Below are 12451 nucleotides of genomic sequence, written 5' to 3' on the forward strand. Positions count from 1 at the left end.
GCGACGGGGACGGCGCCGCGCACCCGCGCGCTCGCCGCGGCGCTCGCGGGCGGCCTCCTCGGGGCTGCGAGCGGCCTCGTCCTCGCGACCGTCGGGGCCCTCGGCCTGCATGCGCCGCTCGCGCTCGTGGCGCGCCTCGTCGGGCTCGCGGTCGCCTCCGGCCTGGCCACGGGCGCGGTCCTCGTCGGCGGCGCGCGCGAGGCCGAGGCCTCTCCGCGGCGCGGCGATCGCGGCATGATCGAGGCGCTCGTGTGGGCTGCCTTCGGCGCGGCCATGGCCTCGTTCGCCGGGGAGCTCTCGCTCGGGATGGTCCTCGGTGTCGGAATCGTGCGGATCGGCGCGGCCACGCGCCGGGCCGAGGTGCTACGCAGGATCCGAGGTGCGGCGTGACGCTCTCGATCGTGGACTTGGACAAGCGGCTCGGCGGGCGGCTCGTGCTCGACGCGGCGGGCCTCTCGGCTGCGCGGGGCGAGGTCGTGGCGATCTTCGGCGACAACGGCGCGGGCAAGTCCACGCTCTTGCGCATCCTCGCCGGCGTGCTCGACGCGGATCGGGGCCACGCGACCCTCGACGGCGCCTCGATCCTCGGCCCGCGCGCCGCTGCCCGCGCGCGCGTGGGCTACGTGCCCGAGGCCGCCGACGCGCCGGCCCACCTCTCGCCGCGCGAGCTCGCCGCGCTCGTCGCTGCGCTGAAGCGCGTCCCGCCCCCGGACGAAGCGCTCCTCGACCGGCTCGGCCTCCGCGCGTACTGGGATCGTCCTTTCGGCGGCCTCTCCCTCGGCCAGCGGCGCCGGAGCTGCCTGTGCGCGGCGCTCCTCGGCGACGTGCGCTTGCTCTTGCTCGACGAGCCGACGAACGGCCTCGACGCGGCCGGCGTCCGCGAGCTCGCGGGGCTCGTGACCGAGCGACGCGCGGCGGGCACGACGGTCCTCGTCGCGACGCACGATCCCGGGTTTGCCGAGGCGATCGGCGCGACGCGGGTCCGGCTCTCGGCCGGCAAACTAAAGACCTGATTACCCTTTCACCACGCCGAGCGGCCGCAGCCGGGCGACCTTTCGGGCGATGCCCGCCGCGGCCACGACGTCGACCACCCGATCGACGTCCTTGTAGGCGGCGGGCGCCTCCTCGGCGAGCTCGGCGTTCGACGCGCAACGAATGACGATGCCGCGCCCCTCCAGCTCCTTGCGGAGCGCCTGCCCCGTCACCTTTTTCTTGGCGGCGGTGCGGCTCATTTGCCGCCCGGCGCCGTGGCAGGTGCTCCCGAACGAGGCCTCGCTCCCGTGTTCGGTCCCGACACACACGAACGACGAGGTCCCCATGCTGCCCGGAATGAACACGGGCTGCCCGATATCGCGATACGCCGCGGGCACGTCCCGGCTCCCCGGCCCAAAGGCGCGCGTCGCGCCCTTGCGATGCACGCACACCTTCTTTCCCTCGTACTTCTCGATCTTCGCCGTGTTGTGCCCGACATCGTAGATCAACCGCAAAAAGCCGTCCCGCTCCCCGAACATCCGCCGGAACACGTCCCGCACGAGGTGCGCGATGAGGTGCCGGTTCGCGAAACCGAAATTCGCGGCGGCGCACATGGCCGCAAAATATTGTTGTCCCTCGGGCGACGAGAGCGGCGCGCAGGCGAGCTGCCGGTCCGGCACGTGAATGCCATACCGTTGCATCACGCCGTCCATCAGGCGCACGTGGTCCGTGCACACCTGATGGCCGAGCCCGCGCGATCCCGAATGCACGAGCACCGCCACGCGCCCGACCACGAGCCCGAGCCGCCCGGCCGACGCCGCGTCGAACACTTCGTCGACGACCTGCACTTCGAGGAAATGGTTGCCGCTCCCCAGCGTGCCGAGCTGATCGGCGCCGCGTTGCCTTGCGCGCTCGGAGACCGCGGACGCGTCGGCGCCTTCGAGCGCGCCGCCCGATTCGATGGCCTCGAGGTCGGACGCCGTCCCCACCTCGTGCTCCCGGACGAGCGCGCCCGCGCCGCCTTCGAGGATCCTATCGAGCTTCTTGCCCGCGAACGACCACCGCCCCCCGCGCCCGGCGCCCGAGGGCACGCTGCGCGAGAGCTCGTGCATGAGGCCCTCGACCCGCGCGGCGATGGCCTTGTGTTCGAGGTTCGAGACGAGCAGCCGCACGCCGCAGTTGATGTCGAACCCGATCCCGCCGGGCGAAATCACGCCGTCGGGCAGGGCCGTCGCGGCCACGCCGCCGACGGGAAACCCATACCCCTCGTGCATGTCGGGCATTCCGCAGGCGGCGCCCACGATGCCGGGGAGCGTGGTCACGTTCACGAGCTGCTCGACGGAATGGTCCGCGAGCAAGGCGGGCAAGGTCTCCGGGCTCGCGAAGATCCGCGCCGGCACGCGCATGTCGCTGCGATAGGAGGTCGGAATCTCGTACACGGAGGGAGCGACCTCGACGAAGGGCGGCGGCGGCCTTGTCGATGCGGGTTCAGATGTCGAGGACGACGTGGACCGAGTAGCCATGCGAATCCTCCGTGATGTGGACGTCGTGCAGGGTGGCCGCCTTGACGAGGGGCCGGAGGTCCGGGACGAGCGCGCCGCGCACCCGGGCCACGAGGTGATCGGCGGCAAGCTCGTCGAACTGGAACTCGACATAGACCCGCGCGTCCACCTCGGTCCGGAAGACAAGCTCGTTCATCCAGTCGACGAGCAATGCCTCGCGGTCGACCGAATGCAGCGAGACGGAGACAGGCGCACCGGAGGCCTCGGGCAGCGGCGCCCCCTCCCCGAGGGCGAGTTCGGCGAGGGCGCGGCCGGCCTCGGCGAAGAGCTCGGGCAGCGTGGGCGCGAAGAGGCCGAGCCGAAGCTCGGCTGTGTGGTCCTCGAAGGTGTGGCGTGGGCCATGCGGGCCGGACGTCATGCGGGGGAATATCGTCGCCGGGGGGCCGACGTCACGGGAGGGGCGGAAGGCCGAGGCCCGCATGCAAGCGGGCGACGTCCTCGGGGCGCAGGCCGAGCATGGAGGGCAGGCCTTTGAGGTAGGCGCGCTCGGCCTCGGATTCGGTGCCCGCGGAGAGGAGCGAGACCACGTAAAACTGCTCGGCCATCTGGGGCGATCGGATCTGCCCGATGAGCGCGAAGGGCGGCTGCGGGGCTTCGAGCTCGCGGTTGAGCGCGTCGCGATCCTCGGGCCCGAGGCCGGCACGCGCGAGGCGGTCGAGGATACGCGCGCGCTCCTCGGGATCGATCTGGCCGTCGATGAAGGCGGCGGTGATCATGGCGCGCACGAGGAGCAAGGCGTCGGCCTGGGCGTCGGCTGCGGGAGCGGGAGCGGGAGCGGGAGCGGGAGCGGCTGCGGGAGCGGGAGCGGCTGCGGGAGCGGGAGCGGGAGCGGCTGCGGGAGCGGGAGCGGCTGCGGGAGCGGGAGCGGGCGCGGGCGCGGGTGCGGCGACGGGCGTCGCGACCGGGTTTGGCGGGGCTCCCCATTGCGCAGGCTGCGCAGTCGGAGCCGGCGGCGCCGCATTCGGCGGAGCGCCCCACTGCGCAGGCTGCGCACTCGGAGCCGGCGGCGCCGCATTCGGCGGAGCGCCCCATTGCGCCGTCGGTGTCGTGCTCGGCTGCGCGTTCCATTGCGAAGGCGCAGGCGGCGCAGGCGGCGCCGCGTGGGGCGGCGCCCCCCATTGCGCCGTCGGCGTCGTGCTCGGCTGCGCGTTCCATTGCGAAGGTGCAGGCGGCGCAGGCGGCGCCGCATGAGGCGGCGCTCCCCATTGCGCCGTCGGCGTCGTGTTCGGCTGCGCATTCCATTGCGCGGGCGGCTGCGCCGGTTGCGCCGGCGGAGGCCCGCCCCAGCCCGCTTGCGGCCCCGCGTTCGGCGGCGCTCCCCACGGCTGCGGCGGGCCGCCCTGCGGGCCCCCCCAGGGCGCGTGTCCCTGCGCAGGCGCCGCAGGCGCGCTCGTCCCCCACGTCGACGGATCATTGTGATAAACCGGCACCCCGAAATTCGTCGCGCCGCCCCCCTGCGGCGCCCCCGGCGGAATCGGCCCGGACGAAGACCCCATCAATTGCCCCAAAAACCCTTGCTGCTGCTGCGCAGGCGCCCCCGGCATCATCCCCGGCGCCCCCGGCATCATCCCCGGCGCCCCCGGCATCATCCCCGGCGCCCCCGGCACCATCCCCGGCGCCCCCGGCATCATCCCCGGCGCACCCGGCATCCCCGGCGCCGCCGGCTGCTTGAAGTGCTGATACGCCATGTACGCAAGCCCGCCCGCCGCCGCGACCCCAGCCGCGCCCGCGAGCAGGGTGCCCGCCCCGATACCGCTGTCATCGTCGCGACGCTCGTACCCGTCGTCGCGAGAACGCCGACGACGTTGCGAATCGCGAAAGCTCCCGCCTTCAACTCCATCCGAGACCAGCGCCCCCAGGATCCTCTGCGCATCGAACATGGCCCCCATGTTCACCAGAACGCGCGCCGCTTTCAAGACCAGCAGGCCTCACCAGCCCCCCATGGTCCGCACCAGGCGCAGGTTCCCGAGCCGCCCACGCCTCCCCCCATCCCCGCCGAACACCCTGCATCCCCGCAAAATCGCGATCACTCCGCGCAAACCCCCTCCTGCCGCGCCGCAACCCGCCCCCCGTCCGCGCAACCGCCGACCTCAGGCGCCGCAAAACCGCCACGCCCAAGCGCGTCCTCCCCCCTGCAGCGCCGCAAGCAGCCCTTCGCCCCCACCCACCCCCGATCGACAGCGCCGCAGATCACAACCCCCCCTCCAGAAACGCCGACCTGCAGCGCCGCAAGTCCCCAAGCGCCCTCTGCGCAACGATCCTGCGGCGCCGCAGGTCCTCGAGCGCGCTCTGCTGCCTCCATCCTGCGGTGCTGCAGGCGTCGCGCCGGGGCGCTGCCCCGGACCCCGCGGGGGCTGTCCGCCCCTCGACCCGGACCAGGCACGGCCTGGACCGAGGGGGAAGAACTGCGCCACGCGCAGTTCTTCCCACGGGCCCGTGGCAAGACCCTGGAGGTGGGTCTCAAGCTGGCGACGGGAGCGCCGCCCGTTGAACCCGCAGCGTCGCTGTCTTGATTGGCAGGGTCGCCTGTGGTCTTGACCCCGGCTGTTCGAGGAACTGCGCACCGCGCAGTTCCTCGACCCCGGTCCAGGCCGTGCCTGGTCCGGGTCCAGGGGTGGACAACCCCTGGTGGGGCCTGGGGCAACGCCCCAGCTCCGCGCCCCGGACAGGCAGGCCCTCGCCCCTTCAGATCGACAGGTTCGCGATGTAGTCCGCGAGTTCTTCTCGTGCGACCCGCACGGCGGCGTCGGCTGTCTCGATCGCTCGATCGAGCTCGCCGATCCGATCCTCGGTGGATGCGAGTGCTGCCAGGTACCGCGTGTGGAGATCGCTGCCTTGGGGGGACGACGCGAGGTTTCGCCGCAGCCGATCCTGATCCGACACCAGCGTCTGCCGCTCGGACCGCAGGAGCGCGAGCGCTTGCTCCCGCGACGCGAGCGTCTGCTGGAGCGCGGCCACGTGCTCGAGGGCGGCCCGCACCTCGGCGGAGATCTCCGTCGACGCGAGCAGCACGCCGAGCTCTTGCGCCGTGATCGATCCGATCACGATGCTCTGCTCGATCGGCCGCTCCAGCACCACCTCCAGGTCCACGGTTTGTCCTGCGGCAACCTCACGCCGGATCCGCACGTGCGTGTCCGTCGTCCCGATCACGCCTTCCTTCGGCGCTGCCAGGGTGAAACCTTGGAGGAGCGGGTGCTCCACGACGAGGACACGCGCCTCGTCCGCTGCGCCCTTGATCTTGTACATCGTCGTCCGCCGCTCTGCGCGATGCACCTCCAGCACGCCTCGTGCGATCTTCGCGCCTGTCACGACCTGCGCGGACTTCTCCTCACGGTTCACGCGCATGTCGAGATCGACGGCGTAGCTCACGAACCGATCCTCTCCTGCGGGGAGCGCGCCGAGCCGCGCGTCTCCGACGAACGACATCGGCTCGTTGGCCTGTGTGTTCTCGTAGATCGACAGGATCCCGGGCGGCAGGCCTGTCTCGGTGTCGTTCGTGAGCCGCACGGACGCGAGCGGGTTCCGCGCGTCGACGTCGTAGCGATACCAGGACACTCGCTCGACCGGGAGCGACTCATTCACGATCGGCACGAGCAGCGATTGGCCGCGCGGCAGGTCCACGGGATCCGGGAAGTGGAAGACCACCTGCGTCGCGCCTTCCGAGGGCTCGGCGATCGGCGACGGCTCCGGCGCGGCCGGCTGCGCGCTGAACATCAAGGCGTCCGCGGCGGATGGCGCGGCCATGAAGCCACGACGCATGACGCGCCCCCCGCCCCCTGCGCCATCGGCTTCCTCGGCGACCTCGGCCTCTGGCACGGCCCCTACGTCGACCGGCGGCAGCCTGCGCCCGAGCACCTCCACCGGCACCTCCGGTCGATTCACGAAATACGAGTCGTAGACCGCTTGCCGCAACGTCACGGGGTTGCCTGACGCCACCGACAGCTCCACGCGCTTCCAGTCCTGCCCGCTCATGTTCTCCAGCAGGGCCCACCCTTCGAGCTTCGCCTCGCCCGAGGTCTTGGGCACCACGAGCCGATACGTCGCCTTCCACAGCGGCGCTGCGACCACGTAGCCCACGCGCACCGTCCGCTCGCCCTGCCCGTGCACGTCGATCGTGATCGTGCGCTGATCTGCCGCGGCGTAGGCCGCGATCGCGGCCAGCGCCTGCTCCACCTGGGCGCGCAGCCGCGTGTCCACGATCTCGATCGCGTCCGCCTCTTCGAGCACGACTTGCCGCATGCCCGTCGGCGTCAGCAGCGACAGCCTGTTGCGCACGATGGTGCCTTGCCCCTCGCCGAGCGAGACCTTCTCCTCCGTCACGGCGACGAGCCGCCCCTCCATCGTCGTGGCGTGCGCCGACACGCGCAGCATCTGACCGCGCAGCGCGCGGAGCAGCGACGCCGTGGAGGACAGGTCCTCCTGGGAGAACGGCAGATCCCGGAAGATCTCGGAGAGCGGCGCGCGCCCCGGCAGGCTCGCTTGTCCAAGCCGACCTTGGGGATCCATCGCGAGCAGGCTCTTCAGCACGTCGCTCACCTGATCGAGCCGCACGTCGAACGTGAGCTCGGCGTCCCCCGACACCTGCGCCTCGTGCTCGAAGTACCCGACGCCGCCCGTCGAGAGCATCACGCGCCTCAGCGCGAGCTCCTCGGCCGACGCCGAGCCCGTGACAAACGACGTGGTGATGAGCCCGAGCGCCCACGCGGCCCCGATCCTCGATGTTCTCATGTGCCCCTCCCCTTTCGCGCCTCTCGGGCTCCGCCTGGCTCGCCCGCGCGGAGCCCGGAGGCCCGCGCCGAGGCGGCAGGCCGCCCGACTGCGCTGCCATGTTCGTCGAGCCCGGGGCGGGGCACGTCAATGCGCCCGCGCCCGCCTCCCCGTTTTCCGTGACCTTTCGCTCGGCCCGGCGCGGCATACAATCCAGCCTCGTGGAGCCGCGGTTCTTTTGCGACGCGATGCTGGGCGGGCTCGCGCGGTGGCTGCGCGCCGCGGGCTACGACGCCGCGTTCGAACAAGGCATCGACGACGCCGTCCTCGTCGCGCGGGCCGGGGAGAGCGGGCGTATCCTCTTGAGCTCCGATGGAGGCATCTTCGAGCGCACGCCTGTCCGCGAAGGGCGCGTGCGCTCGCTCTTCGTCCCGCGTGCGCTGGGGTTGTCCGGGGAGCTTCGGTTCGTCCTCGGCGCGTTCTCGCTCCCGCTCTTGCCGCCGCGGTGCATGACCTGCGGCGGCGCGCTCCGCGAGCTCACGAAGGACGAGGCGCGCGCCGAGGCGCCGCCGAAGACGCTTTCGAAGATCGAGACGTTTTACCGCTGCGAGGGCTGCGGCAAGCTGCTCTGGAGGGGCTCGCACTGGGAGCGCATCGCGCGCGTCCTCGCCGAGGCGGAGACGGCCGCGCGCGTGCGCTGATGTGGCGGGATCAAGGCGTGCCCGGACGCTCCTCCACGTTCGTGACCTTCGCGCTCCACGGGCAGTATTGCTTCACCTGTTCGATCCACTCGGCCGTGTGCTCTTCGACGTACTCGGGCGTCCCGTCGCAGAGCTCGATCGTGGAGTCCGCGAAGGCGACCTTCTCGGGGTCCACGTGGAAGGTCCACTTCGGATCGCAGTCCTGCCCGTCGAGGACCACCTCGAAGTTCGGGATGCGCGTCGTGCCCATCTCCTTGAGCAGCTTCGCCTCCTCGATGAAGGCCTGGTTCGTGATCCAGACCGTGAACGGCTGATCCACGACGTCGAACGTCACGAGCGCGCCGCCCGTCCGATCCTCGCAAAGCGCGCTGCCGCCGCCCGCGCCGCCCTGCCCGCCGGCGCCGCCTTGACCTCCAGCGCCGCCTTGACCACCGGCGCCGCCTTGACCGCCTTGCCCACCGCCGCCGCCCTGCCCTCCTTCGCCGCCTTGACCTCCCTCACCACCTTCGCCCCCCGCGCCGCAGGCGGCGTCGCAGGTTTGCCCCTTGTCGCAGCCCTGGAGGAACGCAGTCGTCGCCACAAGTGAAAGAACCATTGCAAGTGAGTGAATCCGTTTCATGCCCACCCCTTCCAGCACGCCGCATGCCAGCGGAAAAATCGATTCTGGCCAGACCCACGCCGCGCCGCGTCTGGCCGTGGTGACGTGCCTGGCACAACGTGGGCCGGAACGGCAGCATCTCGACGTCTTGCCGCATGGGCGGGTGTTTCGTTTAGAATGCGCTCATGCACCCCACGCTTCGGCTCTCGGCAGGTTACGCCGACAAATCCCCGCACCTGCGGGACGAGGTGAAGATCCTCCAACGCGCGCTCGCGGGCTGGGGGTTCGACGTGAAGCCCGATGGACAGTTCGGCCCCGGCACCGAGCGGGCCGTGCGCACCTTTCAACGCCGCCAGGGGTTGGTCCCGGACGACGGCATCGTGGGGCCGAGGACGTGGGAGGTCCTGCTGCAGAAGAAGGCCACGCCCGTCGGCACCTCCGTGCGCGACACGCCCATCGTCACGGGCAGCGAGTGCTTCCCGTTCAGCAAGCTCCCGACGGTGAACTGGACGAGCGCGCCGCGCTCGTTCGGCTCACGAAGGAGCGGCGGCACGCGCGCGCATGCGGGCTGCGACCTCTACGCCTCGCTCGGGACGTGGGTCCACGCGATCGCCGACGGCGAGGTGAGCCTCGGGCCGTATCCGTTTTACTGCGAGACGTACGCGCTCGAGGTGAACCACGGATCGTTCGTCATCCGGTACGGCGAGATCCAGCGGTTCACGACCGTGAAGCAAGGCGACAAGGTCAAGGCCGGCGACCGCATCGCCAAGGTCGGTCACCTCGTCGGCATCAAGGTGCCGAGCGACATGCTCCACCTCGAGATGTACAAGGGCAACCTCTCCGGCCCGCTCACGCAGCGCTCGGGCGGGGCGAAGACAGAGAGCGGCGCGTCGTACCAGCGCCGCGCGGACCTCATGGATCCCACCGCGCACCTGCAACGCTGGGCGACCAATTTGCCGCACGATTGACGCAGGCGCGCGGGGCGGACGCGCCGCTTGCCAAGCGCGGCGGATTCGCTGTACCAAATCTCCATGCGCCCGCTCCGCCCGTCCTTCGCCCTCCTCGTCGCGTCGCTCCTCGCCCCCACGCTCGCCGGCTGCGGCGGGGAGGAATCGCCGCCTGCGACCCCCGCGCGCACCCCGATCGCCGACGATCAAGGCAAAGCGACGAACCTCTCGTGCCCCGGGGCGGCCGGATGTGAAAAGGCCGAGGGGGCTCTGCTCGTCGGCGCCTCGGCGCAGAAGATCACGCCCACGATCGAGACCTGGACGGACACCGATCAGAATGGCCAGTGGGACGAGGGCGAGGCGTTCGAGGACCAGAACGGCAATGGGAAGTGGGACGGCGTCTGGCTCGCGGGCTTCGGCAATGGCCGCGCCGCGACGGGCGTGCACGACGACGTCTGGGCGCGCGCGGTCGTCGTCGAGCAGGGCGACGTCTCCGTGGGCATGGTCTCGCTCGACCTCGTCGGCTATTTCCAGCAATACGTGCTCGACATCCGCAGGGCCGCCGCGGCGGAGGGGCTCGATTTCGATCACATCCTCGTCGCCTCCACGCACGTGCACGAGGCGCGCGACACGATGGGCATGTGGGGCCGCGACCCGAGCCACACGGGCATCGACCCGGCCTACATGGACTTCATCGTCAAGCAGGCCGTCCTCGCGCTGAAGGAGGCGAAGGCGGGCCAGAAGAAGGCCAGCCTCGTGGTCGCGCAGGCCGAGGCGCCGGAGCTCGTGAACGACACGCGCAGGCCCTTCGTCATCGATCAGAACATCACCACGCTCCAGTTCCGGGACGAGAGCGACGCCGTCCTCACGAACGTGGTGTTCTGGGGCAATCACCCCGAAGCGCTCGGGTCGGACAACACGCTTCTCACCTCGGACTATCCGCATTTCCTCCGCGAGACGATGGAGGCGAAATGGCCGGGGGCGCCTGCGGTCTTCTTCAATGGCCCGCTCGGCGGCCTCACGACGACGATCGGGATCGTCGGCTGCCCGGATTTCTCCGGCATGGAGACGTGCAAGCAGGGGACGTGGGAGCGCGCGGAGTACGTCGGCAAGGGCGCGGCGGAAGCGGCGATCGCGGCGCTCGAAGGCGCGAAGACGACGAAGGACGCGGCGCCCTCGCTCGCGGTGCACCGCCGGGCGTTCCTGATGCCGGCGACGAACACCTCGCTCGCGATCGCGGTCCTCTCCGAGCTCATGCCGCGCGACGTCTACTGGTCCGACGGCAAGCGCGTGTCGGAGGAGGAGCGGCCGACCCTCGGCGTCGGCCTCTTGCTGAACGGCGACGTGGTCATCGCGACCGAGGTGAACGGCATTCACATCGGCCCGGTGGCGATCGCGACGGTGCCCGGCGAGCTCTACACCGAGCTCTGGCTCCAGAAGCCGGACGGCAGCTCGTACATCGAAAAGCCCGAGGGCGCCGATTACCCGGACGCGGTCCCCGAGACGCCGATCCAGGCGGTGTTGCCGAAGGACGCGATCAAGGTGATGGTGAACAACGCGAACGACGCGATCGGCTACATCATCCCGCTGCCGCAATGGGATGTGCTGCCGCCGTACGATTACGGCGACGACCACAACGCGTACGGCGAGGAGAACTCGTCGGGGTACCAGGCGGCGCCGACGCTCACGAGCGAATTCGCCAAGATGTACGGGAAGTGAACGGGGGCTCCGGAGCTCCCGCTCGGGGACGGCCTTCGCGCTGACATTCTTCTTGTCGTGCAGGGCACACGCCTTGACGGATGCCTGCGTTTAATGCGAAGACGAGTTGTGCACCTCGCTCGCGCCCTTTACATCTCCGCCGCCGCAGGTCTCCTCCTTACCGCTGGATGCGCTCCAGAATCGCGGGAATACTCCGCCGGGGGCATAGGAGGCAGCGGCGGTGCGGGCGGTATGGGCGGCGCGGGCGGCGCGCCGGCTTCGTCGTCGTCATCTGCGGGCGGCGGCGCCTCGTCGAGCAGCGGCATGCAATGCTCCGACGACGGGGAATGCGCCCCCGGGTATTGCGGCGGCGGCACGTGCGTGCTCCCTGAACTCTTCGCCTCAGGGCAGAATTATCCGAGCTCGATCGCGCTCACGGCGGACGAGGTCCTGTGGACCAACAACACGGGCGGGGACATCATGCGCCAATCCAAGGCTGGCTCCGTGCCCATGCCTTTCGTGAAGGGGCAAGACGGTCCGAGCGAGCTCATCGCGCGGGATGGGGTCCTCTTCTGGTGCAATCTCGACGGTAACTCGATCTCCACGGCCAAGCTCGGGGATCCGGCCGGCGGCTTCGGGCAAAAGATCGTCGACGTCAACTCGCCATGGCGAATGGCCACCGATGGCGCGACGCTCTTCATCGCCACCACCCAGATCTTGCTCCACGCGCCCGTCACGGGAGGAGCGGCCTCGTATCTCGTGACCGACCAGGAGTGGTACGGCAACATCTCGCAAACGGCAGGCATCGCGCATCACGAGGGGATGGTGTATTTCAGCGAGTATCTCGGCGGGCGCGCCGCGCGCGTGTCCGCGGCAGGCGGCGTTCCGCACGTCCTCGCGCCTGGCCCTGGCATGCTCGGGCAGATCGCCGTCGACAAGAGCGGCGTCTATTGGATCAGCGTCGAAGCGAGCGCCACGAAGGTCTGGGTCTCCGACCACGCGGGCTCCGGCGCGACGAGCGTCTTTCAAGGTGGAAAGGTCACGGCGTTCTCCCTTCCGAAGATCGTCACCGACGACGAGGCCATTTATTTCAGCATGGATACGGTGAACACCGGCGGCTCGGCGCTCCGGCGCAAGACGAAGGCAGGCGCCGACGTCGCGCGTGTGCTCGCGAGCGGGCAGGATGTGGTCGTGGACATTGCGGTGGACGCGACGCACCTTTACTGGATTTCAGGGTCGTCCATTCTGCGGATCGCGCTCCCCTGA

At 70.6% G+C, this 12451-nt stretch carries 10 protein-coding genes and 1 pseudogene; 6 read left to right on the forward strand and 5 right to left on the reverse strand.

Features of this window, described 5'->3' with window-relative positions; translation table 11 throughout:
* Nucleotides 1-390, forward strand: a pseudogene (locus tag QHF89_RS38635) (hypothetical protein); the annotation flags it as partial.
* Entirely contained in the window at nucleotides 387-1013 is a 627-nt protein-coding gene (locus tag QHF89_RS38640) for an ATP-binding cassette domain-containing protein (RefSeq protein ID WP_284721474.1), read from the forward strand. The pseudogene QHF89_RS38635 and the gene QHF89_RS38640, both read left to right, overlap by 4 nt.
* On the opposite strand, the gene QHF89_RS38645 is transcribed toward QHF89_RS38640, so the two are convergent.
* From QHF89_RS38645 to QHF89_RS38660, 4 genes are all read right to left on the reverse strand, one after another.
* A complete protein-coding gene (locus QHF89_RS38645; RefSeq protein ID WP_284721475.1) occupies nucleotides 1014-2411 on the reverse strand; it encodes an RtcB family protein in 1398 nt (465 codons plus the stop codon).
* A gap of 49 nt (nucleotides 2412-2460) precedes the next feature.
* Nucleotides 2461-2892, reverse strand: a complete 432-nt coding sequence (locus tag QHF89_RS38650; RefSeq protein ID WP_284721476.1) for an archease — start codon at nucleotides 2890-2892, stop codon at nucleotides 2461-2463.
* A 31-nt stretch (nucleotides 2893-2923) separates the two neighbouring features.
* A complete protein-coding gene (locus QHF89_RS38655; RefSeq protein WP_136971164.1) occupies nucleotides 2924-4414 on the reverse strand; it encodes a DUF533 domain-containing protein in 1491 nt (496 codons plus the stop codon).
* Nucleotides 4415-5219: 805 nt separating this feature from the next.
* Nucleotides 5220-7262, reverse strand: a complete 2043-nt coding sequence (locus QHF89_RS38660) for a DUF4139 domain-containing protein (protein ID WP_136971163.1) — start codon at nucleotides 7260-7262, stop codon at nucleotides 5220-5222.
* 98 nt (nucleotides 7263-7360) lie between these two features.
* Between QHF89_RS38660 and QHF89_RS38665 the strand changes: the two genes are divergently transcribed.
* The gene (locus QHF89_RS38665) at nucleotides 7361-7942 is read left to right on the forward strand and encodes a Mut7-C RNAse domain-containing protein (RefSeq protein WP_284721477.1); all 582 of its coding nucleotides are present in this window, start codon (nucleotides 7361-7363) and stop codon (nucleotides 7940-7942) included.
* A 10-nt stretch (nucleotides 7943-7952) separates the two neighbouring features.
* Here the strand turns inward: QHF89_RS38665 and QHF89_RS38670 are convergent, their stop codons facing one another.
* Nucleotides 7953-8537 (reverse strand): BP74-related protein, encoded by a 585-nt coding sequence (locus tag QHF89_RS38670; protein WP_284721478.1) that lies wholly within the window; start codon nucleotides 8535-8537, stop codon nucleotides 7953-7955.
* Nucleotides 8538-8725: 188 nt separating this feature from the next.
* On the opposite strand from QHF89_RS38670, the gene QHF89_RS38675 reads away from it, so the two are divergent.
* The 3 genes from QHF89_RS38675 to QHF89_RS38685 all read left to right on the forward strand — a co-directional run bounded on the left by QHF89_RS38675 (nucleotide 8726) and on the right by QHF89_RS38685 (nucleotide 12451).
* A complete protein-coding gene (locus tag QHF89_RS38675) occupies nucleotides 8726-9508 on the forward strand; it encodes a peptidoglycan-binding protein (protein WP_136971161.1) in 783 nt (260 codons plus the stop codon).
* Between the two features lie 63 nt (nucleotides 9509-9571).
* Nucleotides 9572-11206, forward strand: coding sequence for a hypothetical protein (locus tag QHF89_RS38680; protein ID WP_136971160.1), 1635 nt, complete (start codon nucleotides 9572-9574; stop codon nucleotides 11204-11206).
* A 303-nt stretch (nucleotides 11207-11509) separates the two neighbouring features.
* Nucleotides 11510-12451: an NHL repeat-containing protein gene (locus tag QHF89_RS38685; protein ID WP_136971159.1), complete on the forward strand. Its 942-nt coding sequence runs from the start codon at nucleotides 11510-11512 to the stop codon at nucleotides 12449-12451.

It is taken from the genome of Polyangium sorediatum (assembly GCF_029946465.1).
GTDB lineage: Bacteria > Myxococcota_A > Polyangia > Polyangiales > Polyangiaceae > Polyangium > Polyangium fumosum.